The following is a 23,079-nucleotide window of genomic DNA, read 5'->3' as shown; positions in this document are numbered from 1 at the left end:
TGTTAACCGCGCAGTTCCGCAAGACCCGATGCGCGGAACCTTTTACCGCTTGTTCCCGTTGCAAGCGCGCTAACTGGTTGAGGAGGACCAAACATGAAGAAGTTTGTATTGGCATGCACGCTCGCGGTAGCCGCGGTTACCGCCGCCCATGCTGCTACCACTACGGTGAAGTCAGCGCCGGCCGAAAGCTGGACCGTCACCAACTACTACAAACAGGCGGTTTATGATCCCAAGGAAAACAAGATCGGCGACGTCGACGATGTGCTCGTCGACAAGTCCGGCAAGATCACGGGCCTGGTCCTCGGGGTCGGCGGCTTCCTGGGCGCCGGAGAGAAGGACGTTATCGTTCCCTTTACGGCCGTGAAGACGGCGAAGAAGAACGACAAATGGTGGCTTACGATCGACGAGACGAAGGACACGCTCAAGGAAGCGCCGGGCTTCAAGTACGACAAGGCAAGCACCACCTGGGTGCCCGAGAAGAAGTAAGACCCCACAACAAGCAATGCCGCCGCCGACTATCTACTCGGCGGCGGCATGATGAGCGAGATGAAAAATCTCAGTTGCGCGGAGCCGTCGCCGCCGCGGAGCGCGCCGGACGCGGTGCCGCGCCGGATTCGGCGACGGGTGCCACTGGGGCGCGCGAACGCATGATGGCGGCGTCGATCTCGCCGATCACGCGGCGCTGGATCGCCTCGTTCTTGTCGATCGAGATGTGGCCGACGCCGGTGCCGCGCACGTCGACGTTGTCGAGCTTGCCGCGCAGGCCCGCTGCGGCGCGCACCGGCTCGCCGGGACCATCGCCGATATAGATGTTGATGTAACGCTCTGCGCCGCTCGAGAGCTTGGTCTTGAACACCGAGTCGAGGCCGATCGCGAGCTTCACGGGTACGCCGAGCTGGTTGAGCTTGGCGATCATGTCGGGCAGCGCGGTCGCACCGGAGGAATGACCGACCAGGATGATGGTCTTGACGCGACCGGCCCGGTAGTTGGCGGCCGCCTCATCCGCGAGCGAAGACCACGACACGAAGTTCGCGACCGTCACCGGAATGCCCTGTGCCTCGAGGCGCGCACCGATGGTGTCGAGGCCGAGCGAGAAGATGTTGAGCACGCCGCGCAGCAGGTAGACATGCGTGGTCTGAGCCGCCGTCTGGCTCGGCGCCGCCTTCGCGGTCGTCGGGCTGATGGCAACAGCTGACAGCAGCAGCAGGCAGGCCGCCCACAAACGGAGGGCGGACAATTGGCTGGTGCCGGCGGTGTGACGGCCGTTCGGTCTCATCGATCTTTTCCCTGGGGACATACGCATCGCGATTGGCCGGAATCGTAGCCACGGCCTGCTCGCAGACGCAACAAAGAGGCGCGTGAACGACAATCTTAGCCACAGCCCGTGACCATCGCGCAACACCTGCCCGAAACCTGCCACCGAAGAGCCGGTTTTGAGGCCATTTTTCTCCGGCCGATTGCGACCGGGCAAGGGCATTCCTATGTCAGGGCTCCGCTGACCTGCCCCCCGGCTGGTTCCAGCCTTCCCTTCCCCAGCCATTTCAGCCCGCGGCCACTATGTCCCCGATCATTTCCGTCGCCAATCTGTCGAAGACCTATGGGTCCGGCTTCAAGGCGCTCAAGAACGTCAATCTCGACATCAAGCGGGGCGAGATCTTCGCGCTGCTCGGCCCCAACGGCGCCGGCAAGACCACGCTGATCTCGATCATCTGCGGCATCGCCAATCCGAGCGAGGGCAAGGTTCTCGTCGGCGGCGAGGACATCCAGACCTCCTACCGCAAGGCGCGCTCGCTGATCGGCCTCGTACCGCAGGAGCTCCATACCGACGCGTTCGAGAGCGTCTGGGCGACCGTGAGCTTTTCCCGCGGCCTGTTCGGCAAACCGAAGAACCCTGCGCATATCGAGAAGGTCCTGAAGGACCTCTCGCTGTGGGACAAGAAGGACAACAAGATCATCACGCTCTCCGGCGGCATGAAGCGCCGCGTGATGATCGCGAAAGCGCTGTCGCACGAGCCGCAGATCCTGTTCCTGGACGAGCCGACCGCCGGCGTCGACGTCGAGCTGCGCAAGGGCATGTGGGAGGTGGTGCGCGCACTGCAGCAATCCGGCGTCACCATCATCCTGACCACGCACTACATCGAGGAAGCCGAGGAGATGGCCGACCGCATCGGCGTCATCAACAAGGGCGAGATCGTGCTGGTCGAGGACAAGGCGACCTTGATGCAGAAGCTCGGCAAGAAGCGGCTGACGCTGCATCTGCAGGGCAAGGTCGCGACGCTGCCGGAAAGTCTCGCGCACTACGAACTCGACCTCTGCGACAGCGGCGCGACGCTGGTCTACGACTACGACACCAAGGGCGAACGCACCGGCATCACCAGCCTGCTCAGCGACCTCCGCAACGCCGGCATCCGCTTCAACGATCTCGACACGACCCAATCGTCGCTCGAGGACATTTTCGTCGACCTCGTGAGGACGTCATGAATCACCGCGCCATCCGCGCCATCTATCTGTTCGAAATGGCGCGCACCTGGCGCACGCTGCTGCAAAGCATCGTCTCGCCGGTGGTTTCGACCTCGCTCTATTTCGTGGTGTTCGGCGCCGCGATCGGCTCGCGCATCAGCCAGGTCGAGGGCGTCAGCTACGGCACCTTCATCGTGCCGGGCCTGATCATGCTCTCGGTGCTGACGCAGAGCATCGCCAACGCCTCGTTCGGCATCTACTTCCCGAAATTCACCGGCACGATCTACGAGATCCTGTCGGCGCCGATTTCCTACTTCGAGATCGTCATCGGCTATGTCGGCGCGGCCGCGACCAAGTCGATCATTTTGGGGCTCATCATCCTGGCGACCGCCGGACTGTTCGTGCCGCTGCACATCCACCATCCGGTCTGGATGCTGGCCTTCCTAGTGCTGACGGCGGTGACGTTCAGCCTGTTCGGCTTCATCATCGGCATCTGGGCCGACGGCTTCGAGAAGCTGCAGATGATCCCGATGCTGGTGGTGACGCCGCTGACCTTCCTCGGCGGCAGCTTCTATTCCATCGACATGCTGCCGCCGACCTGGCGCACGGTCGCGCTGCTCAACCCGGTGGTCTATCTAATCTCGGGCTTCCGCTGGAGCTTCTACGAGATCGCGGATGTCAGCGTCGCCGTCAGCATCGGCATGACAACGGCGTTCCTGGTGATCTGCCTCGCCGTGATCTGGTGGATTTTCCGGACCGGGTACCGGCTGAAGAACTGATGTCGGCCGTCATTCCGGGACGTGCGAAGCACGAGCCCGGAATCCATTGTGCCGCAGTGTTGGTGGATGAATGGATTCCGGGCTCGCCCTTCGGGCGCCCCGGAAGGACACCTCACCTGTAGCAGTGGAAACGATGGTAGCCGTCATAGTAGCCGCGGCAGCGGTAATGGCGGTGATGGGGAATGCCGAACACGCCCTCCACCGCGCCTACGGCGCCGCCCACACCGGCGCCGACCGCGCCGCCAACGACGCCGCCGACAGGCCCGGCGATCCGGTTACCTTCATACGAGCCTTCCTGCGCGCCGCGCACGATGCCCTGGGCATGACCAGCTTTCGGCAAGGCCAGGAGAGCAAGAAGGACGGCGGCGGCTGCGAACAGCAGGCGGACAGGCAAGCCGGCCGGAGCGGCGGCGGCGGTAGCACGGACTTTGTTCATGTTCGGTCCTGGGACGTAGATGGCGGCGGACGCCGCCTTTTGCGGTAGGCCAGCATCAACGTCCGCGGCGGCCAAATGGTTGCGCCTTTGTGACGAATTGTCGGCGTTGTGAACGGATCGCCGCTCGCGAAAATGTCAGCACCGCTGCAAACGGCGCGGCACAAAGCGCCCTTGCTTACATCAGGTATCACGTTAACGATGGGCGTGCAGGCCGCTGGAACGGAAACCGGATTGCAGGCATATTGCAGGCCGGGGACGGAGAGCCGCGGCGCCTTGCACGAACAGGCCGGAGGCCAGAACTCACATGGGTTTCCCTCAAATGCGTTTCCAGATGCGTTCATATTTCATCGCTTTCACCTCCCTGATGCTTTTGAGCGCGGGCACCGCGCAGGCCAAGGTCGAGATCACCGTCGACAAGGACAATCAGCAGATGACCGTCGCCGTCGACGGCGTCGCGCGCTATCACTGGCCAGTGTCGACCGGCATCCCATCGCGCGAAACGCCGAACGGCTCGTTCCGCACCTTCCGCATGGAGGAGGACCACTACTCCAAGGAATTCGACGACGCCCCGATGCCGCACGCGATCTTCTTCACCAAGGTCGGCCACGCCATCCACGGCACGGACTCGGTCGGCCGGCTCGGCACGCCCGCCTCGCACGGCTGCGTGCGGCTGTCGCGGCAGAACGCTTCGACGCTTTACGCCCTGGTGCAACAGCAGGGTGTGCTCAATACCACGGTGACGCTGACCGGCTCGGCGCAGGTGGCGCTGGCACGCAATCCGCGCGGCCGCGCCAACACGGCTGTTGCCCGCGCCCCGCAGCAGCCTGCCGAGGAGCAATACGCCACGTCAGGCGATCCCGTGAACCTGGCTCCGCCGGCGCAGCCCGCCCGCCGCTACATGCCGCAGGACGACAACTACATCTATCCCGCCGACGGCAGCGATACCGGCGCACGTTATCCGGCGCCGCGCGGCACGCGCCCGCTCTATGACGCGCAGGTCTATCAGCAGCAGCCGCAGCAGTACTATAATCAGGGCTACGGCCAGCAGGGCACTTACTATCAGCCGCAGCCCCGGCAGCTTTATCAGCCGCGCGGCTACTACTATCAGAACTGAAACTATTTAAACGCGGCACCGCCGCGTTCGACGATCTTCCGCCCAGCATCGACGAAGGCGCCCGCTCGCGGCGCGAATCGGTAGCGCGACTGCCTGGCCGCGCCCTCGCGGGCGAGCGGATCGCCATCGTCGGGCCGGAGCATCGCACCCGGCTGCCGGCCGACCGTGTCGGCGAGATCTGGGTCGACGGCGCCAATGTCGCCTAGGCGCTACTCCCCATCCCTCAAGCGCCGGTACAGCGCGCCGAGGATGTTGGAATAATCGTCGGTCCAGACACGCACCCGGTCGTCCGCTTCGGTCAGCTCCCATGATTTGGACGACGCGAGCTTGCCGACATCCGCCTCCTCTCGCGCGGAGATGACGACGTCGGTCGAGAAGATGTAGTCGGAATCGCGGCCCGAATCTTCGTTATAGACCCAGCTTTTGAGATCGTTGGCGTCGGCGATGCCGACGACGACGGTCTCCAGATCGAGGTGCCGGTTGGAGACGTGCATCACCACCGCGCCATGCGGCGCGAGCTTGTCCTTGTAGATCTTCATCGCCTCTTCGGTGGCGAGGTGGATCGGAATCGCATCCGACGAATAGGCGTCGACGATGATGAGGTCGTAGACGCCATCCGGCTCCTTCGCGAAGGTGAGGCGTGCGTCACCGATCACCGGCTTCAGGCCCGGCATGCAGCTCGAGATGTAGCGGAAATTCTTCGGGTCGCTCGCCGCGTCGACCATCGACTGGTCGATCTCGAAGAATTTCCAGTCCTCGCCGGGCTCGGCAGCGCATGCGAGCGTGCCTGAGCCGACGCCGATCGCGGCGACCTTCAGCGGTGCGCCCTTGCGCTCGCGGATTGCGGTGACGGCCTGACCGATGCCGCCGTCCTTGTGATAATAGGTGATCGGCTCGGGCCGGCCGGTCACAGGCGTGCCATCATTGTTACGAAAACGCTCGGCGCCGTGGATGGTGGTGCCGTGCATCAGCACATGGAAGTAACCGCCGGGCGTCTCCACGATCTTGTGCACGCCGAAGAAGCTGCGCACCGTGGTGACGCGGCCTTCATCCGCCGGATAGATCCGGATCAAGGCCAGCGCGAGCGCGACAGTGGCAAAGATCTTCCAGCGGCCGGCATTGAGCGCAAGCGTCAAAAGCGCGGCGAGCACGCCGACAGCGCCGGCGACCCAGACGCGGTGGTCCTCGAACCAGGCCGCAACCGCGCCCGTCGTGTAGGACGGCGCCACCAGCGCCAGCGCGAGCGCGGCGAGCACCAGCCAGTACCATTTGACGATGCCGGCGAGGCGCTCATTTGCGGGCGGACGGCACAGCGCGGCGAGCGCGATCAGGATCGGGTATTCGGCAATCCAGGAGAAGGTGAAGGGCGCGACGAGGCCGGCAAAGAGGCCGCCGACCATGCCGCCGAACGACAGCGCGACATAGAAACCGGTGAGATATTTTGCGGCGGGACGGGTCCGTGCCAGTTCGCCGTGGCAGGCCATGGCGATGACGAAGAAGCACAATTGATGGCCGCCGAGCGTCAGCAGCAGATTCTGCTCGCCGCCGAAGGCCAGCAGCACGACCACACCCGCGATCGCGACCGGCTGCAGCATCAGCATCCATTTGTGCGGCAGCAACGGCCGCGACTGGAACACCACCACCCAGGTGAGCAGGTACAGCGACAGCGGCAGCACCCAGAGCAAGGGCGCTGCCGCAACGTCGGTCGAGATATGCGCGGTGACCGCGATCAGCAGGCCGGACGGCACCGCCGCGAGGAAGATCCAGCGCAGCCGCGCCACGAGGCCGGGCGCCGGCGCATGGACGTCCTCGGCTCGCGTGTCGACCACCGCCAGCTTTGGCGAGCGCAGCAGCAGCGCAGCGCAGGCGGCGATCAGGACAATCAGGAGGCCATACCCACCGGTCCAGAACCGGTTCTGCGTGTGCAGCGTGAACATCGGCTCCAGCAGGAACGGATAGGATAGCAGCGCCAGGAAGCTGCCGATGTTGGAGGACGCGTAGAGGAAATAGGGATCGTGCCCGGCCGGATGGCCGGTGCGGACGAACCAGGCCTGGAGCAGCGGATTGTTGGCGGCGAGCGCGAAGAACGGCAGGCCGATCGAGACCACGAACAGGCCGAGCAGCCAGAACGCGTAGCCCGACGCCGGCGGCTCACCATAGGCGGTGGCAATGCCGAGCGGCAGCGTGGCGAAGGCCAGAACCAGCAGCAGAAGATGCACCACCACCGGAACGATCCGGTTCCTCACCTGCATCAGCAGGTGCGCATAGGCATAGCCCGCCAGCAGCAGCGACTGGAAGAACACCATCGCCACCGACCACACCGCCGGCGAGCCGCCGAGCCGCGGCAGCACCATCTTCGTGAACAGCGGCTGCACGGAAAACAGCAGCAGCGCGCTGACGAAGATCGCAGCGGTGTAAACCGTCAGCAGCAGCCGATTGCGCGACGACGACGGCTGCTCCGTGGCGGCGGGTTGCACGATCGAATCCATGAAAGCTCCGGCAAAACTCCGGCGGGCGCCGGACCGGTGCAATGGAGCACACGGCGCCTGAACGGGCAATAAAGGCTGGCGTGATGTTGCAGCAAGGAATGCTTGATATACAGATGTCATTCCAGGGTGACGCGGAGCATCGAACGGGGAACCTCGAAATTTCGGGTCTGGTCCTGCGGGCCCTCCCGATATGACAGTGGAACGTCTTGAACTCGCCATGACCGAAACCGACGTCGTCATCATCGGCGCTGGCCATAACGGCCTCACCTGCGCGGCCTATCTCGCGATGGCGGGCCTGCGCGTGCGCGTGGTCGAGCGTCGCAAGGTGGTTGGCGGCGCCGCCGTCACGGAGGAGTTTCATCCGGGCTTCCGGAATTCGGTCGCGGCTTACACCGTCAGCTTGCTCAATCCGCAGGTGATGAATGATCTCGGGCTCGCCGAGCAGGGCCTGCGAATTGTCGAACGACGCGCGCAAAACTTCCTGCCCGCGCCTGATGGCAACTATCTCCTCACCGGCGAGGGGCGGACCAAGGCGTCGGTCGCGCGGCTCAGCGCGCATGATGCGGAGGCGCTCGACGGTTTTTCGCGCGAACTCGAAGACATCGCCGACGTGCTCCGGCAATTCGTGCTGCGCGCGCCGCCGAACCTGCTCGACGGTTTTGGCACGAACGCGATCCGTGAGGCGGTGAACGCGCTGCAGAGCGCCAACATCCTGCGTGGCCTCTCGCTGGAGCAGAGCCGGAGTCTGCTCGATCTCTTCACCCGCTCGGCCGGTGAGATGCTGGACGAGCGATTTGAACATGACCTCGTCAAGGCGCTGTTCGGCTTCGACGCCATCGTCGGCAATTACGCCAGCCCCTACGCGGCGGGCTCGGCCTATGTGATGCTGCATCACGCCTTCGGCGAGGTGAACGGCAAGAAGGGCGTCTGGGGCCACGCCATCGGCGGCATGGGCGCGATCACGCAGGCGATGGCGCGCGCCGCGCGCGACAGGGGCGTCGTGATCCACCTCGATGCCGGCGTGCGCGAGGTGATCGTCGAGCGCGACCGCGCCGTCGGCGTGGTGCTGGAGAACGGCGAGACGATCCGCGCAAAATATGTCGCGGCCAACATCAATCCAAAGCTGCTCTATACGCGATTGATCGCGGCCGACGCCCTGCCGCAGGATTTCCTCGCCCGCATCCGGCATTGGAAGAACGGCTCGGGCACCTTCCGCATGAACGTGGCGCTGGACCGCCTGCCCTCCTTCACCGCGCTGCCGGGTGAAGGCGATCATCTTTCCTCCGGCATCATCCTGGCACCCAGTCTTGGCTACATGGACCGCGCCTGGCTCGACGCGCGCGCGCATGGCTGGAGCAGGTCACCCGTCGTGGAAATGCTGATCCCCTCGTCACTCGACGAGACGCTGGCGCCCGAGGGCAAACATGTCGCGAGCCTGTTCTGCCAGCACGTCGCGCCTGAGCTGCCCGACGGAAAGTCCTGGGATGACCACCGCGACGAGGTCGCCGATCTCATGATCGCGACGGTGGACAGATACGCACCGGGCTTTGCGGGAAGTGTGCTCGGCCGCCAGATCCTCTCCCCGCTCGATCTCGAACGGCAGTTCGGCCTGTTGGGAGGTGACATCTTTCACGGCGCGCTGAGCCTGAACCAGCTGTTCTCGGCGCGGCCCATGCTCGGCCATGCCGACTACCGCGGCCCCCTGAAGGGCCTCTATCATTGCGGCTCCGGCGCCCATCCCGGCGGCGGCGTCACCGGCGCGCCCGGCCACAACGCGGCGCGGGCGATCCTGCGGGATCACCGCTCGCTGTTCGGAAGCCGTGGATAGGTCTGTGGATTTGTTGTGGACGGGCTCTTGAGAGGTCTGTGGTCAGGCAGGCGGCATCTGCACAACACTGAGCGGTGCAGGCTGGGGAGAGCCAGTGGAAAAGCTGGGGATGCACGGCGGGATAGACACTGAACAAGCCGCGGAGAACAAGCGGACATCCTGTGGGCAATTGCCGCGAGGCCCAAAACGACCTCGCCCGCCAGGGGCAATTCCCCTCGCGGGCGGTGATCGGGAAACCACCTATGAAGAAATCAGCCCCGGCTGGGAAATGGGAGGCAGAAATTACTTCAAGGAGCTGCTAATCGAACCGAACTTCTCGTTCATCGTGGTGCCCAGGCTGTTCACCACGGTGATGATCGCGAGCGCGATACCGGCCGCGATCAGGCCGTATTCGATCGCGGTCGCACCAGATTCGTCGGACCAGAACTTCAAAACCATGCGCTTCAAGTCTCGCCTCCATTTCTATTCCAGGGTGTGTTGGTTGGTTCCAACATCCGCAAACCTACGGGACACAACCTTTAATGGGGTTAATTCCGGAACTGCAAGTTATGCGGAAAATTGGGAACAAAAGTTCCAAAAATTGAACCCCATGGAACCCTGATGCAGCCTTCTCCCACTCATCGCGCCAGCTTCTCGATCGGGACCGAGGCGGCTGCCAAGCGCGTCGTCGACGTGCTCACGGAGGTCTTTTTCGAGGGCGATGCAGCGGTCGCCGCGTTCGAGAGGCCCGACGGACAATGGGACGTCACCTTGCATTTCGCCGAGGCGCCGGACCAGGAATTGCTGCGCGAACTCGTTGCGACGTCAGCAGGAAACGACATCGCTGCCACCCTTGTCTTCGACACGGTCGAAGCCAAGGACTGGGTCAAGGCGAGCCTGGAAGATCTCGTTCCGGTCCCGGCCGGACGCTTCGTCGTCCACGGCAGCCATGACCGCGACCGCGTCGCGCCGAACAAGCTGAAAATCGAGATCGAGGCGGCACTCGCCTTCGGCACCGGACACCACGGCACCACGCGTGGCTGTTTACTTCTGCTTGACCATGTCCTGAAGAGTTCCCGGCCGAAGCGCGTGCTCGACCTCGGTACCGGCACCGGCGTGCTGGCCATCGCCGCCGCCAAGGCGTTGCATCGCGCCGTGCTGGCCTCCGATATCGATCCGCCGTCGGTGCGAGTGGCGGTCGAGAACGCGACGCTGAATGAAGCCGGTCAATATGTGCGGGCGATCCGGGCTACCGGCTTTGCCGCCCCGGATTTCGCCAGATGCGGCCCGTTCGACCTGGTCCTGGCCAACATCCTTGCCAATCCGTTACGGCAGTTGGCGAGCCCGATGGCGCGGCACTTGGCGCCCGGCGCCCGCGTCATCCTTTCGGGCCTCTTGACCCACCAGGCCCCTGCCGTGATCGCCGCCTACCGCGCTCGCGGCCTCGTGCCGCTGCGGCATCTCAGGATCGAGGGGTGGAGCAGTTTGCTACTGAGGAAGGTGGGGTAAGGCGCGTCCGCGGCGGTGATGCGCTCCCTCGCCCCGTTCTTACGGGGCCGCGACGAGCTTCGCTCGCGCTGAGAGTGTTGGGGTGAGGGTCCTCTCTCACCACGCGAGATCGCTGTGAGACCTGTACCCCTCACCCGATCGCTTCGCGATCGACCTCCCCCCGCAAGCGGGGCGAGGTAAAGAACCACCCTACTCCGCCGGCTTCTCGTCCCGGCGTATCGCGCGCTCGCGTTGCAACGCGCGTCTGGCGCGGCGCTCGACGAAACGATCGATCATCTGGCTGATGAGACCGCGCGGCTTCTTGGGGAGTGTTGCGGCCGGGGCGCGGCGCACCGGCGGCGAAATCTTCTCAAACGTGAATGCTGGCATCGTGTGTCCCCTCGCCGTTGAGATGAACCACCTGCTCGAATTTCCCTGTTATCCGGACGAAGCGCAACTGCCGCATCCCGTACTCCACTCAAATTCGAATGGAACATTTTCAAGCACAGTCCATGCCAGATGAACGAGCAATTGCGTCTACATTGCGGACCGCTCGCCATGATCCTAAACTGAGCCATGTTCGAAGCACACTTCCAGACATTCGAAGAGCCCGAGGCCGGCGTCGCGTTGACGGCGCGCCTTGCCGCACTTCGCGAAGAACTCGCCCGCCGCAAGCTGACCGGCTTCGTCGTTCCGCGCGCCGACCAGCAGCAGAATGAATATGTGCCGCCCTCCGAAGAGCGCCTGGCCTGGCTGACCGGCTTTACTGGCTCGGCGGGACTGGCGGTGGTGTTGACACACGAGGCTGCGGTGTTCGTGGACGGCCGGTACACGATCCAGGCCGCCAAGCAGGTCGACGCCAAGGCTTGGGCGGTGGAATCGTTGATCGATCCGCCGCCGGAAAGCTGGGTGTCGGCACATCTGAAGGCCGGCGACCGCCTCGGATTTGATCCGTGGCTGCATACTTCTTCGGCAGCCGAGCGCCTGTCCGCCGCCTGCGCCAAGGCCGGCGCCGAGCTGGTCGCGGTCGACAGCAACCCGGTCGATGCGATCTGGCATGACCGGCCGCAGCCGCCGCTCGCCCCCGTCGCCGTGCACAGCCTGCAAAATGCCGGCGTTGCCGAGGCCGACAAGCTGGCACAGATCAGGAGCGAGATCGCCAGGCTCGGCACCGATGCGCTGGTGCTGTCGGACAGCCACGCGGTGGCCTGGACCTTCAACATCCGCGGCGCCGACGTCGCGCATACGCCGCTGCCGCTGTCCTACGCGCTGGTGCCGAAGGAGGGTCGCCCGACGATCTTCATCGATCACCGAAAACTCTCGAACCTCTCGCGCGACCATCTCGAGCAGTCCGCCGACGTGCGCGAGCCCGATGCGATGGCGCCGACGCTGATGGCGCTAGCCAAGAGCGGCGCGGCGATCTCGCTCGACAATGCCACCGCGGCCGATGCGCTGAGCCGGCTGATCACGAGCGCCGGCGGCAAGCCGGTACGCGGCAGCGATCCCATCGCGCTGCTCAAGGCGGTCAAGAACGCCACCGAGATCAAGGGCACGCAGACCGCGCACCGCCGCGATGCCGTGGCGCTGGCACGCTTCCTCGCTTGGGTCGATCGTGAGGCAGGAAGCGGCAAGCTCACCGAGATCGACGCGGTCGAGGCGCTGGAGACGTTCCGCCGTGACACCGGCGCTTTGAAGGACGTGTCGTTCCCGACCATCTCCGGCACCGGTCCGAACGGCGCCATCGTGCACTACCGCGTCACCCGCAAGAGCAACCGGCGCATCGCGCCCGGCGATCTGCTGCTGATCGATTCCGGCGCGCAATATGAAGACGGCACCACCGACGTCACCCGCACCATGGCGGTCGGCGAGCCGACGGAAGAGATGCGCGACCGCTTCACCCGCGTGCTGCGCGGGCACATCGCGATCGCGCGCGCTGTGTTTCCCGACGGCACAACGGGCGCGCAGCTCGACACGCTGGCGCGGCAATATCTCTGGGCCGCCGGCATCGATTTCGAGCACGGCACCGGCCATGGCGTCGGCAGCTATCTCAGCGTCCACGAAGGCCCGGCGCGGATCTCGAAGCTCGGCACCACGCCGCTGAAGCGTGGCATGATCCTCTCCAACGAACCCGGCTATTACAAGACCGACGGCTTCGGCATCCGCATCGAGAACCTCGAGCTGGTCGTCGAAGCCAGCATCCAGGGCGCCGAGAAGCCGATGAACGCGTTCGAGACGCTGACGCTGGCGCCGATCGACCGCCGGCTGATCGAGGTCGCCATGCTTGGCAAGGACGAGCTCGACTGGCTCAACGCCTACCATGCGCGCGTGCGGGCCGAGGTCGGCCCTGCGCTGGACGAGGCGACCAGGGCCTGGCTCGATCAGGCGACGGCGGAGTTGAAGGCGTAACGCGCATAGCACTAGGCGATTTGCGCAAGGCTGCTTCCCCAACACGACTGCCATGCCCCGCGGAGACGGGGCATCCAGTACGCCGCGGCTTCTCCCAATAAAACGACGGCCTCTGGCATACTGGATTCCCCGCCTTCGCGGGGAATGACATCTCATTTGTGGAACGAGCCCCGCGCCCAATCGGTCGCCATCGTGCCCGCATCATCACCGTCCCGAAATCCGAATGGCCGCATTCCGAAACGCCGATATCCGTCTTGCGTGAGCACGCTACAGTCGAATCGAATTCGAGAGACGGACGACGATGCACGGCATGATCAGCAGGCCGCCGGAGGCGGCAACAAAGGACATCGCGACCTCGCGCGTGGTGTTGCTGCTGCTGGTCGTCATGACCGGGATCGCGCCGATCTCGCTCTACATCCTGGTTCCGGCCCTGCCCGTGCTGGCGACGACTTTCGGCCGCGACATCTCGATCGCGCAGATGACGGTGTCGCTCTACATGGTCGGCATCGCGCTGTCGCAGCTGATCATGGGGCCGCTGTCGGACAAGTTCGGCCGGCGCCCGGTGCTGCTCGGAGGCCTCGCGCTGATGGTGGCGGCGAGCATCGGCTGCATTTTCGCCGAGACCCTGCCGCAGCTGATCGCCGCGCGCTTCTTCCAGGCGCTCGGCGGCGCCTCCGGCATGGTGATCAGCCGCGCCATCATCCGCGACATCTATCCGCGCGACCGCGTCGCCTCGATGATCAGCCTCGTGATCGCAGCCCTGATGATCGGCCAGATGGTGTCGCCGCTCACCGGCGGCCTGATCGAGACCGCATTCGGCTGGCGGGCCATCTTCTACGCCGTCACGATCGGCGCCATCGCGGTCGCCGCCGGCATCGCGATTGCGTTGCCGGAAACGCGCCGCGGCCGCGCCGTCGGGAGCGGCGGCTTTCGCAGCGACGTGGGCACCCTGATCAGGAGCCGCGCCTTCATCGGTTATGTGATGTGCCAGGTGCTGGCCTCGCAGATCATCTTCACCTTCGCCGGCGGCGGCCCTTACATCGTCGTGACGCAGATGGGGCGGACCAGCGCCGAATACGGCGCCTGGTTCGCGACAACAGGCTTTGCGTATCTCGTCGGCAATCTGCTCTGCGTGCGCTTTGCGCCCAGGCATTCGCTGGAGAAGCTGATCTGGTTCGGATTGGCCTTGCAGCTCTGCGGCAGCCTGCTGAATCTGCTCTGGAGTTTGACGGGCTGGAACGAGGCGCCAGCCTGGCTGTTCGGCACGCAGATGATCGTGATGGTCGGCAATGCCTTCGTGATGGCAAACTCCGCCGCCGGCGCCATCAGCATCCGCCCCGAGGCGGCCGGCACCGCGTCAGGCGCGATGGGTTTCCTCCAGCAGGGCATCGGCGCGCTGATGTCGCAATTCGGCGCCTACCTCGGCGGCCATTCCACAACGACGCTGCCGCTGACGTCCGCGGTGCTGGCGATCTCGCTGCTTTGCGCCTGCATGATGATCTTCGTCGTGCCGCGGCGGGAGATGGTGGTGAGCGAGGAATTGATCGAACAGGCGGAAGAGGAAGAGACGGGGATGATGTAGCTGTCGCCACTGTCATCACATGCACGGTGCCATCCCCCGCGAAAGCGGGGGATCCAGTACGCCGCGGCTTCTCGGTTCAATCACTGACGTCACGGAGTACTGGATCGCCCGGTCAAAGCCGGGCGATGACAGCGGAGCAAGAGGGGCAAGTGCGCCTCCCTCACTCCCCGATCAGCGCCAACCACTCATCTTCCGTCAGCACCTTGACGCCGTGCTTGTTGGCATCCTTGAGTTTCGAGCCCGCGCCGGGTCCGGCCACCACGAGGTCGGTCTTACTCGACACCGAGCCTGAGACCTTGGCGCCCAAGCGCTCCGCCGTCGCCTTGGCCTCGTCGCGCGTCATCTTTTCCAGCGAGCCCGTGAACACCACGGTCTTGCCGGCGACGGCTGAGTTGCTCTTCGGCTTCTCGGCGTCGACGATCTCGACCTCCTTGGTCAGGCGTTCGACAATGCCGCGGTTGTGGCTCTCGCCGAAATAGTCGGCGATGCTCTTGATCACGGTGTCGCCGATCTGGTCGAGCGCGTCCATCTCGGCCATCGCCTCCTCGTCGCCGTTGGCGACCTTGAGGCAGGCGTCGTGGAAAGCCTCCCATGAGCCGTAGCCGCGCGCCAGCGCCAGCGCGGTGGTCTCGCCGACATGGCGCATGCCGAGCGCATAGACGAAACGCTCCAGCGCAATTTTTCGGCGGCTCTCGATCGCCCCAAAGAGGTTGCGCACCGACGTTGCGCCGTAGCCCTCGATCTCCTCCAGCTTCAGTTTCGAGTTGCGCTTCTCCAGCGTGAAGATGTCGGCGGGCTCCTTAACCCATCCTTCGTCGAAGAAGTATTGGAGCTGCTTCTCGCCAAGACCGTCGATGTCGAAGGCGCGTCGCGACACGAACAGCTTGAGGTGTTCGATCTTCTGATAGGGACAGGCGAACTCGCCCGAGCAGCGGGCGCGGGATTCCTCTTCGCCGGCCGCCGTCTCCCCGCGCACAACGTCGGTGTGCAGCGGGCATGGGCACTTCTTCGGGAAGTGGTACTCCTTGGCGTTCTTGGGGCGCTTGTCGAGCACGACGTCGACAACCTGTGGAATCACGTCGCCGGCGCGCTGGATCACGACGGTGTCGCCGATCCTGATGTCGCGCCCCTCACGCAACACCTCGCCCTTGCTGCCGATGCCCTTGATGTAATCCTCATTGTGCAGCGTGACGTTCTGCACGATCACGCCGCCGACCCCGATCGGCTCCAGCTTGCCGACCGGCGTGAACGAGCCGGTGCGGCCGACCTGGATCTCGATGTCGCGCAGCATGGTCATGGCGCGCTCGGCCGGGAATTTGTGCGCGATGGCCCAACGCGGCGTGCGCGAGACGAAGCCGAGCCGTTCCTGCCAGTCGATCCGATCGACCTTGTAGACGACGCCATCGATGTCATAGTCGAGCCTTGCGCGCTCCTCCTCGATCTTCTGGTGGAAGGCGATCAGCTCCTCGACCGAGTGGCACAGTTTTGTCAGCGGATTGGTCTTGAAGCCGCAGCGCTCGAACCAGTGGATCATGCCGCTCTGCGTCTGTTCCGGCATCGCGCTCATCTCGCCCCAGGCATAGGCGAAGAAGCCAAGGGGACGCGAGGCGGTGATGGTCGGATCCTTCTGCCGCAGCGAACCCGCCGCCGAATTGCGCGGATTGGCGAAGATGGTGTCGCCGGCCGCCTTCTGCCGCTCGTTGAGCGCCAGGAACGCCTTCTTGGTCATGTAGACCTCGCCGCGCACCTCGCAGATATCGGGGACGTTGCGGCCTTTCAGCCTCTGCGGCACGTCTTCCAGCGTGCGGATGTTGGCGGTGACGTCCTCGCCGACCGCACCATCCCCGCGCGTCGCAGCTGTGACGAGTTCGCCGCCCTCATAGCGCAGCGACATCGAGAGCCCGTCGATCTTCGGCTCGGCGGAGAAATCGATCTTGTCGTCGTCGAGCTTCAGGAAGCGCACGATGCGGCCGACGAAGTCACGCACGTCCTCGTCCGCAAAGGCGTTGTCGAGCGACAGCATCGGCACGGAATGCGGCACTTTCCTGAAGCGTCCCGAGGGGGCGGCACCGACCTTCTGCGAGGGCGAATCGGCGCTGACGAATTCGGGAAAGCGTTTTTCGATCGCGTTGAAGCGCTGGCGCAGCGCGTCGTACTCGGCGTCGGTGACAACAGGCGCGTCCTCCTGATAGTAGCGCTCGTTATGCCCCTCGATCTCGAGCGCCAGCCGCATGTGCTCGACCTTGGCCTGTGCCTTGGTGAGATCGGCGACGTCGCGAGGCGGTGTTGCTTTTGATTTTGCTGCTCTGGCCATGGTGCTTGGATACGACGGAGCGGGCGGAGGGGTAAAGGCGTCTCATGCCCCGGACGCAGCGCAACGCGAAGCGGTGCGCTGCAGAGCCGGGGCCTATGTCGCCGTATTCTGGGTCCCGGCTCGCGCTGCGCGCGTCCGGGACACGAAGCCTAGCTCGCCGCCTTGAGCAGCCGCTCCGCGGCGGCCCTCGCCTCGGCGGTGATCTCGGCGCCGGCCAGCATGCGGGCGATCTCCTCGCGGCGGTGGTCGGCGGCGAGGGCATTGACGCGGGTGGCGACGCGCTTGCCCTTGTCGAGGGCATCCTTGGAGATGAGGAGGTGCTGGTCGGCACGCGCCGCGACTTGCGGGGCGTGAGTGACCGCCATCACCTGGACCTTGCCGGCCAACCGCGCCAGGCGCCCGCCGATGGCGTCCGCCACCGCGCCGCCGACGCCGGTGTCGATTTCGTCGAAAACGAGGGTCGGCGCGGAGCCGCGGTCGGACAGCACGACCTTGAGCGCCAGGAGAAAGCGCGACAGCTCGCCGCCGGAGGCGACCTTCATCATCGGACCCGGCTTGGTGCCCGGATTGGTCTGCACCCAGAACTCGACGCGGTCGAAGCCTTGCGGGCCCGGCGCGGCCTCGTCGGTAGCGACCTGGGTCATGAATTTTGCGCGTTCGAGCTTGAGCGGGGCGAGTTCGGCATTGACCGCCTTGTTGAGCTTCTCCGCCGATTTCTGCCGCGCCAGCGACAGTTTCCTGGCAGCGGCGGCATAGCGGCCATCGGCCTCGATCGCGGCCTGCTCCAGCTTCTTCAACTGCGAGGCGCCGGCGTCGATCAGCACGACATCAGCGGCGTATTGGGCAGCGAGTGCCGCGAGCAGGTCCACCGGGGTCGAATATTTGCGAGACGCCGCGCGCAGCGCAAACAGCCGCTCCTCGATGCGCTCGAGCTCGGCCGGGTCGAAGTCGGTCGCGGCCAGCGCGGCCAGCAGGTGCTGGTCGGCTTCCTCCAGCGCGTTGATCGCGATGTCGATCGCCTTCACCGCGGGCTCGACCAGCGCCGGCGAATTGACGCCGCGGCGCTCCAGCCGGCGCACGGCCGCCGACAGCGCGGCAACTGGCGAGTTGTGGCCGCCAACGACCTCCTGCGCCTCGCGCAGATCCGAGGCGATCTTCTCGCCCTGCATCATGGTGGTGCGGCGCGAGGCGAGCGAGGTCTCCTCGCCCTCCTTGGGCGCGAGCCGCTTCAGCTCGTCGGAGGCGTGGCGCAGATAGTCGGCTTCGCGCGCGGCGCGCTCCATGCCGGCGCGGTGCTCCTCCAGCGCGGTGTTGGCGGTGCGGCGTGCCTCCCAGAGGGCTTCGACCGCGGCGACGTCCTTCTCCAGGCCGGCAAAGGCATCGAGCAGGCGGCGGTGGGTGGCGGCGTCGACCAGCGCGCGCTCGTCATGCTGGCCGTGGATCTCGACCAGGGCGGTGCCGACTGCCTTCAGCGTCTGCACGCTGATCGACTGGTCGTTGATGAAGGCGCGGGTGCGGCCGTCGGCGAGCTGGACGCGGCGGAGGATCATCTCGCCGGTGTCGTCGAGCCCGTTCTCGGCGAGGATCTTCGCTGCGGGGTGATTTTTGGGGATATCGAAGACGGCAGTGACCTGCCCCTGCTCCGCACCATGGCGCACGAGGCCGGCGTCGCCGCGGCCGCCGAGCGCCAGCGCAAAGGCATCGAGCAGGATGGATTTGCCCGCACCGGTCTCGCCGGTCAAAACCGCAAGCCCGGGGGCGAATTCGATATCGAGCCGTTCGATCAGGACGATGTCACGGATCGACAGACGCGCCAGCATGGAACCAAATTTCCTAGCCGAGACCTAGAGGCCTATCTTCTTGAAGGCCCTGCTCATCCAGGAACCCTGATTCTCGCTCGGCTCGAGACCGCCGGATTTTACAAGATTATAGGCGTCCTTGTACCAGCGGCTGTCAGGAAAATTGTGGCCAAGCACGGCGGCCGCGGTCTGGGCCTCGCCGACGATGCCGATCGCCATGTAGGACTCGGTCAGCCGGTAGAGCGCCTCCTCGACATGGCGCGTGGTCTGGTACTGGGTGACGACGGTCTTGTAGCGGTTGATCGCCGCCGTGTAGTCGCGCTTCTGCGCGTAATAGCGGCCGACATTCATTTCCTTGCCGGCGAGCTGGTCGCGCGCGCCCTCGATCTTGGCCTTGGCCGAGGTCGCATATTCCGAGGTCGGATATTTGCGCACCACCTCTTCCAGGGAGGCGATCGCCTTCTCGGTGCGGCTCTGGTCGCGGCTGATATCCGGGATCTGGTCGTAATGCGAGGCGGCGATCAGGTACTGCGCATAGGCCGCATCCGGGCTGCCGGGATGCAGCGTGACGTAGCGGGTCGCCGCGCCGATGCATCCGTCATAGTCGCCGCCCTGGTAGGAGGCGTAGGCGGACATCAGCAGCGATTTGCGGGCCCAGTCGGAATAAGGATGCTGGCGGTCGACCTCTTCGAACTTCTTGTTCGCCGCCTTCATGTCCTTCTTCTCGTTCATGAGGTACAGGCCCTCATTGTAGATCTTGTCGGCGGGCTCCTCGACGAAGGTGTCGTCCTTGGCGGTGAACTTGTCCCAGAGCGCGCCGGTGCCGCAGCCGGCCAGCGGCACTGAAAGCACCATCAAGGTAACGGCCTGAAGCAGCCCGCGGACGAAAGGCGAGACCTGAAGATATCCGCGCGTCATACGCTGTGCCGACATGAGTTTAAGCCCTGACGCTCTCTAGCGCCGCCCTGTGATGCGGTGCCCGCCAGCCCATGAACCCCGTCATGGGCGCGAAATGATGCCGTGGTGCCTGCCATGCGACCACGCCGGTGTAACCGAAAAACGATCTTGAACCAACCGGATAGGCAGGCATTTCGCCCGGATTAAGGCGAATGTGCCGCAATCCTAGCCGATCATCGTTACCAGGAGTTTCCCGGAGAAAACGCCGGGCAATGGCCTCGAACCGCGGATCAGGAGACGTCCGGCCCGTAGGCGGCGGCAACCCGGCCGCCGACGATGCCGCGGCCGGTTTCGGCCACGGGACGCGTGGTGCGGCGGACAGCTTCACCCTCGACCACCCGCCAGGCGGTACGGTCGGCGAGCAGCGCGGTCAGGACGGCGTGGTTGAGCTTGTGGCCACCACGCACCGAACGGTAGGCGCCGAGCAGCGGTAGACCGGCCAGGGCGAGGTCGCCGATCACGTCCAGCACCTTGTGGCGGACGCATTCGTCGGCGTAGCGCAGGCCCTCGGTGTTGAGCAGCCGCTCGTCGTCGAACACGACGGTGTTGTCGAAGGAGGCGCCGAGCGCGTAGCCCGCGCTCCAGAGCCGGGCGACGTCGCACATCAGACCGAAGGTCCGGGCCCGGCCGACTTCGCGGCGGAAGCGTTCCGGGCTGAGCTCGAAGGCGTAGCTCTGCTGGCCGATGACGGGATTGGTGAAGTCGATCTCGACCTCGGCGCGGAAACCGTTGGCGTAGGGCCGGATTTCGCCGAAGGAGTCGCCGATCTTGACCGAGATCGGCTTCAGAACCTGAATCAAGCGGCGCTGCGCCGGCTGGGTGACGATACCGGCCTGATCGATCGCCGCGATGAAGGCCGCGGCGCTGCCGTCCATGATCGGCACTTCCGGACCATCGATCTCGATGGTGGCGTTGTCGACGCCCATACCCCGCAGCGCAGCAAGCACGTGCTCGGCGGTGGAGACCAGCGGTCCGTTGCGATCGCCGAGCACGGTGGCGAGATCGGTCGCGATCACCTGATCGGCGGTCGCCTGAACTTCGCGGTCACTTCCCTCAAGGCCTGTGCGGACAAAAATAAAACCTGCGTCGACAGGTGCAGGCCCAAGCGTGAGAGTGACTGGAAGACCGGAGTGAACGCCCACGCCTGCCACAGAGGCTTGCGCACGAAGCGTTGTTTGCCGGCTAAATTTCATCAGGAACCCGCCCCGCTACGACCCACTGCGACTTATACTCACCCGAACCGAGCGGCCAAGGCTCACTGAGCAAGGCCGCTGTCCGAATCCGTATCCCCAAGTCACGGCAAACCATAGTCACTGCCTCAAACAGCGCCAACTCACGCTTTTTTACCGATTGTTACCCCAAACCTGCCGTATTCGCGCCAAGGCTTAACCAAATTGCGCCGACGTTTTGGGTCGCTTCCGGCAGTTTTACTGAACCACTGAATACGTAATTAATGATTTAAAATCAGTTGCTTGGTCACGCAATCGGGATCGTTACGGAGAAAAAGGAAAGGCCCCGGCAAGCTTCCCGCCGGGGCCTCTTGGCATCTGCCTTATTGTAACAATCCTCAGGTCGCCTGACGCCGCAGGAAGGCCGGGATATCAAGATGGTCGTCACCCTGTGGCGACGGCGCAACAGGTGCCGGGCGGCCATGCATGTCCAGGCCCTGCGGGGCAGGACGGCGGGCATACTCAGATACCGGCTCGCTGGCCGCGATCTGCTGCGCGACGGTCTTCTGCGGGCGGCGATCGGGCAGCGGCGGCATCGCCGGACCTGCGGTACGGGCGGCGACCGGCGGCTCGCTCTCCTCGTCGCGGCGGCCGAGGCCGACATTGGCGAGGCGCTGGAGCAGCGACAGGCGGCTCTTCTGCGGGGTTTCTTCTTCCACCTCGCCGCGGGCCTGGCGAAGCTCGGCCTGGGCCGGCATCGGCAGCTCCTCGATACGCGGCATCCGCGGCGCGCGGGCGGGTGCACGCTCGGCCTGCGGCGGGATGAAGGTATCGGGCGTCATCGGCTCCTGCATCGCGACCGGGGCCATCTCGGGCTCCGGGAACAGGGTCGGCTTCTGCGCGATCGGGCGCACGGTGACGTCGCCATAGGTCTGCGGCGCGGGCGCCTGGGGGACCTCGGAGACGGCAGCGGCGATGGCGGCGAGCGCGGCGCGCTCGACGTTCGGACGCGGCGCAACGGGGGCGGCTGCGGCCGGCGCGGCCGCCGGGATCTGCGATTCCAGCTTCTGGGCGCGTTCGGCCAGGCGCTGGTTGTCGGCGCGGAGCCGCGCGGTGAGGTCGGCGAGACGGCTCTCGGCGGCCGCGGCCGGCGCCGCGGGCGCCTGCTGCGGAACCTGCGGCGCGGCGTTCGCAACCGGAGCCGAGGTCGCCTGGCTGTTGCGGGCGATCGCGGCCTGCTCGATGCCGGTGGCAACGACCGAGACGCGGATCAGGCCGTCGAGCGCTTCGTCGAAGGTGGCGCCGACGATGATGTTGGCGTCCTGGTCGACCTCCTCGCGGATGCGGGTCGCGGCTTCGTCGACCTCGAACAGCGTGAGATCCTTGCCGCCGGTGATGGAGATGAGCAGGCCCTTGGCGCCCTTCATCGAGCTGTCGTCGATCAGCGGGTTGGCGATCGCCGCTTCCGCGGCGGTCAGCGCGCGCTTGTCGCCGGAGGCTTCGCCGGTGCCCATCATCGCCTTGCCCATCTCGCGCATGACGGCGCGGACGTCGGCGAAGTCGAGGTTGATCAGGCCTTCCTTGACCATCAAGTCGGTGATGCAGGCAACGCCCGAATAGAGCACCTGGTCGGCCATCGCGAAGGCGTCTGCGAAGGTGGTCTTCTCGTTGGCGACCCGGAACAGGTTCTGGTTCGGGATGATCAGCAGCGTATCCACCACCTTGTGCAGCTCGGCGATGCCGGCTTCGGCGGTGCGCATGCGGCGGCCGCCTTCGAAGTGGAACGGCTTGGTGACGACGCCGACGGTGAGGATGCCCATGTCGCGCGCGGTCTTGGCGATGACGGGAGCAGCGCCGGTGCCGGTGCCGCCGCCCATGCCGGCGGTGACGAACACCATGTTGGCGCCCGAGAGATGGTCGCGCAGCTCGTCGATGACTTCTTCAGCGGCGGCCGCGCCGACGTTCGGCTGCGACCCTGCGCCGAGGCCCTGCGTGACCGCAGTGCCCATCTGCACGATGCGCTGCGCCTTCGACATGGTCAGCGCCTGCGCGTCGGTGTTGGCGACCACGAAGTCGACGCCCTGCAGGCCCGCCGTGATCATGTTGTTGACCGCGTTGCCGCCGGCGCCACCGACGCCGAACACGGTGATCCGGGGCTTCAACTCGTGAATATCAGGAACGTTGATGCTGATGGTCATGTTTGCCTCTCGATCACGCGCGCGTGGGTTCGCCCCGGCCACCGGCCGCGGGAGTTGGTGAAAATGAGAAATTGCGGAAAG

The 23,079-nt window shown here is 65.3% G+C and carries 18 protein-coding genes; 8 read left to right on the top strand and 10 right to left on the bottom strand.

Features of this window, described 5'->3' with window-relative positions; translation table 11 throughout:
• Positions 1 to 93 precede the first annotated feature (93 nt).
• Positions 94 to 486: a PRC-barrel domain-containing protein gene (locus tag HYH08_RS13155; protein WP_220010230.1), complete on the top strand. Its 393-nt coding sequence runs from the start codon at positions 94 to 96 to the stop codon at positions 484 to 486.
• 70 nt (positions 487 to 556) lie between these two features.
• Here the strand turns inward: HYH08_RS13155 and HYH08_RS13150 are convergent, their stop codons facing one another.
• Entirely contained in the window at positions 557 to 1,276 is a 720-nt protein-coding gene (locus HYH08_RS13150; protein WP_220010229.1) for a hypothetical protein, read from the bottom strand.
• Positions 1,277 to 1,557: 281 nt separating this feature from the next.
• Between HYH08_RS13150 and HYH08_RS13145 the strand changes: the two genes are divergently transcribed.
• The gene (locus HYH08_RS13145) at positions 1,558 to 2,481 is read left to right on the top strand and encodes an ABC transporter ATP-binding protein (protein ID WP_220010228.1); all 924 of its coding nucleotides are present in this window, start codon (positions 1,558 to 1,560) and stop codon (positions 2,479 to 2,481) included.
• Positions 2,478 to 3,239, top strand: a complete 762-nt coding sequence (locus HYH08_RS13140) for an ABC transporter permease (RefSeq protein WP_220010227.1) — start codon at positions 2,478 to 2,480, stop codon at positions 3,237 to 3,239. Before HYH08_RS13145 ends, HYH08_RS13140 begins: the two co-directional genes overlap by 4 nt.
• 112 nt (positions 3,240 to 3,351) lie before the next feature.
• On the opposite strand, the gene HYH08_RS13135 is transcribed toward HYH08_RS13140, so the two are convergent.
• Positions 3,352 to 3,675, bottom strand: a complete 324-nt coding sequence (locus HYH08_RS13135) for a hypothetical protein (protein ID WP_220010226.1) — start codon at positions 3,673 to 3,675, stop codon at positions 3,352 to 3,354.
• A 331-nt stretch (positions 3,676 to 4,006) separates the two neighbouring features.
• Between HYH08_RS13135 and HYH08_RS13130 the strand changes: the two genes are divergently transcribed.
• The gene (locus HYH08_RS13130) at positions 4,007 to 4,789 is read left to right on the top strand and encodes a L,D-transpeptidase (protein WP_228747807.1); all 783 of its coding nucleotides are present in this window, start codon (positions 4,007 to 4,009) and stop codon (positions 4,787 to 4,789) included.
• Between the two features lie 209 nt (positions 4,790 to 4,998).
• Here HYH08_RS13130 and HYH08_RS13125 read toward each other — a convergent pair whose 3' ends face one another.
• Positions 4,999 to 7,278 carry a spermidine synthase gene (locus tag HYH08_RS13125; RefSeq protein ID WP_220010224.1) on the bottom strand — a complete coding sequence of 760 codons (2,280 nt, stop codon included), beginning with the start codon at positions 7,276 to 7,278 and terminating at the stop codon, positions 4,999 to 5,001.
• Positions 7,279 to 7,495: 217 nt separating this feature from the next.
• Between HYH08_RS13125 and HYH08_RS13120 the strand changes: the two genes are divergently transcribed.
• On the top strand, positions 7,496 to 9,106 hold the full coding sequence (locus tag HYH08_RS13120) for a phytoene desaturase family protein (protein WP_220010223.1): 1,611 nt from the start codon (positions 7,496 to 7,498) through the stop codon (positions 9,104 to 9,106).
• A gap of 282 nt (positions 9,107 to 9,388) precedes the next feature.
• Here HYH08_RS13120 and HYH08_RS13115 read toward each other — a convergent pair whose 3' ends face one another.
• Entirely contained in the window at positions 9,389 to 9,544 is a 156-nt protein-coding gene (locus tag HYH08_RS13115; RefSeq protein ID WP_144441701.1) for a Flp family type IVb pilin, read from the bottom strand.
• A gap of 162 nt (positions 9,545 to 9,706) precedes the next feature.
• Here HYH08_RS13115 and HYH08_RS13110 point away from each other — a divergent pair, with 162 nt between their 5' ends.
• The gene (locus HYH08_RS13110; RefSeq protein ID WP_220010222.1) at positions 9,707 to 10,594 is read left to right on the top strand and encodes a 50S ribosomal protein L11 methyltransferase; all 888 of its coding nucleotides are present in this window, start codon (positions 9,707 to 9,709) and stop codon (positions 10,592 to 10,594) included.
• A gap of 189 nt (positions 10,595 to 10,783) precedes the next feature.
• On the opposite strand, the gene HYH08_RS13105 is transcribed toward HYH08_RS13110, so the two are convergent.
• Positions 10,784 to 10,963, bottom strand: a complete 180-nt coding sequence (locus HYH08_RS13105) for a hypothetical protein (RefSeq protein ID WP_220010221.1) — start codon at positions 10,961 to 10,963, stop codon at positions 10,784 to 10,786.
• Positions 10,964 to 11,149: 186 nt separating this feature from the next.
• Here HYH08_RS13105 and HYH08_RS13100 point away from each other — a divergent pair, with 186 nt between their 5' ends.
• Positions 11,150 to 12,979, top strand: coding sequence for an aminopeptidase P family protein (locus HYH08_RS13100; protein WP_220010220.1), 1,830 nt, complete (start codon positions 11,150 to 11,152; stop codon positions 12,977 to 12,979).
• Between the two features lie 301 nt (positions 12,980 to 13,280).
• Positions 13,281 to 14,561, top strand: a complete 1,281-nt coding sequence (locus tag HYH08_RS13095) for a multidrug effflux MFS transporter (RefSeq protein ID WP_220010219.1) — start codon at positions 13,281 to 13,283, stop codon at positions 14,559 to 14,561.
• 160 nt (positions 14,562 to 14,721) lie between these two features.
• Here the strand turns inward: HYH08_RS13095 and ligA are convergent, their stop codons facing one another.
• From ligA to ftsZ, 5 genes are all read right to left on the bottom strand, one after another.
• Complete coding sequence (gene ligA / locus HYH08_RS13090) at positions 14,722 to 16,875, bottom strand: NAD-dependent DNA ligase LigA (RefSeq protein WP_220010218.1); 2,154 nt, start codon at positions 16,873 to 16,875, stop codon at positions 14,722 to 14,724.
• Positions 16,876 to 17,024: 149 nt separating this feature from the next.
• The gene (recN, locus tag HYH08_RS13085; RefSeq protein WP_220010217.1) at positions 17,025 to 18,695 is read right to left on the bottom strand and encodes a DNA repair protein RecN; all 1,671 of its coding nucleotides are present in this window, start codon (positions 18,693 to 18,695) and stop codon (positions 17,025 to 17,027) included.
• Positions 18,696 to 18,719: 24 nt separating this feature from the next.
• A complete protein-coding gene (locus HYH08_RS13080; protein WP_220010216.1) occupies positions 18,720 to 19,607 on the bottom strand; it encodes an outer membrane protein assembly factor BamD in 888 nt (295 codons plus the stop codon).
• 254 nt (positions 19,608 to 19,861) lie between these two features.
• Positions 19,862 to 20,824: a UDP-3-O-acyl-N-acetylglucosamine deacetylase gene (lpxC, locus tag HYH08_RS13075; RefSeq protein WP_220010215.1), complete on the bottom strand. Its 963-nt coding sequence runs from the start codon at positions 20,822 to 20,824 to the stop codon at positions 19,862 to 19,864.
• Between the two features lie 374 nt (positions 20,825 to 21,198).
• Positions 21,199 to 22,998: a cell division protein FtsZ gene (gene ftsZ / locus HYH08_RS13070; protein WP_220010214.1), complete on the bottom strand. Its 1,800-nt coding sequence runs from the start codon at positions 22,996 to 22,998 to the stop codon at positions 21,199 to 21,201.
• Positions 22,999 to 23,079: the final 81 nt, after the last annotated feature.

The organism is Bradyrhizobium sp. BR 10289, from assembly GCF_019455385.1.
Lineage (GTDB): Bacteria > Pseudomonadota > Alphaproteobacteria > Rhizobiales > Xanthobacteraceae > Bradyrhizobium.
The sequence above is the reverse complement of the archived record's forward strand: the minus strand, read 5'-3'. Positions and strand labels throughout refer to the sequence as shown.

What these genes read in the sequence shown, in the direction of transcription:
- HYH08_RS13135 (WP_220010226.1), bottom strand. Translation starts at nt 3,675, where the DNA reads ATGAACAAAGTCCGTGCTACCGCCGCCGCCGCTCCGGCCGGCTTGCCT.
- HYH08_RS13140 (WP_220010227.1), top strand. Translation starts at nt 2,478, where the DNA reads ATGAATCACCGCGCCATCCGCGCCATCTATCTGTTCGAAATGGCGCGC.
- HYH08_RS13120 (WP_220010223.1), top strand. Translation starts at nt 7,496, where the DNA reads ATGACCGAAACCGACGTCGTCATCATCGGCGCTGGCCATAACGGCCTC.
- HYH08_RS13115 (WP_144441701.1), bottom strand. Translation starts at nt 9,544, where the DNA reads ATGGTTTTGAAGTTCTGGTCCGACGAATCTGGTGCGACCGCGATCGAA.
- HYH08_RS13125 (WP_220010224.1), bottom strand. Translation starts at nt 7,278, where the DNA reads ATGGATTCGATCGTGCAACCCGCCGCCACGGAGCAGCCGTCGTCGTCG.
- HYH08_RS13155 (WP_220010230.1), top strand. Translation starts at nt 94, where the DNA reads ATGAAGAAGTTTGTATTGGCATGCACGCTCGCGGTAGCCGCGGTTACC.
- HYH08_RS13150 (WP_220010229.1), bottom strand. Translation starts at nt 1,276, where the DNA reads ATGAGACCGAACGGCCGTCACACCGCCGGCACCAGCCAATTGTCCGCC.
- HYH08_RS13110 (WP_220010222.1), top strand. Translation starts at nt 9,707, where the DNA reads ATGCAGCCTTCTCCCACTCATCGCGCCAGCTTCTCGATCGGGACCGAG.
- ftsZ (WP_220010214.1), bottom strand. Translation starts at nt 22,998, where the DNA reads ATGACCATCAGCATCAACGTTCCTGATATTCACGAGTTGAAGCCCCGG.
- HYH08_RS13095 (WP_220010219.1), top strand. Translation starts at nt 13,281, where the DNA reads ATGCACGGCATGATCAGCAGGCCGCCGGAGGCGGCAACAAAGGACATC.
- HYH08_RS13105 (WP_220010221.1), bottom strand. Translation starts at nt 10,963, where the DNA reads ATGCCAGCATTCACGTTTGAGAAGATTTCGCCGCCGGTGCGCCGCGCC.
- HYH08_RS13080 (WP_220010216.1), bottom strand. Translation starts at nt 19,607, where the DNA reads ATGTCGGCACAGCGTATGACGCGCGGATATCTTCAGGTCTCGCCTTTC.
- HYH08_RS13100 (WP_220010220.1), top strand. Translation starts at nt 11,150, where the DNA reads ATGTTCGAAGCACACTTCCAGACATTCGAAGAGCCCGAGGCCGGCGTC.
- recN (WP_220010217.1), bottom strand. Translation starts at nt 18,695, where the DNA reads ATGCTGGCGCGTCTGTCGATCCGTGACATCGTCCTGATCGAACGGCTC.
- HYH08_RS13130 (WP_228747807.1), top strand. Translation starts at nt 4,007, where the DNA reads ATGCGTTCATATTTCATCGCTTTCACCTCCCTGATGCTTTTGAGCGCG.
- HYH08_RS13145 (WP_220010228.1), top strand. Translation starts at nt 1,558, where the DNA reads ATGTCCCCGATCATTTCCGTCGCCAATCTGTCGAAGACCTATGGGTCC.
- lpxC (WP_220010215.1), bottom strand. Translation starts at nt 20,824, where the DNA reads ATGAAATTTAGCCGGCAAACAACGCTTCGTGCGCAAGCCTCTGTGGCA.
- ligA (WP_220010218.1), bottom strand. Translation starts at nt 16,875, where the DNA reads ATGGCCAGAGCAGCAAAATCAAAAGCAACACCGCCTCGCGACGTCGCC.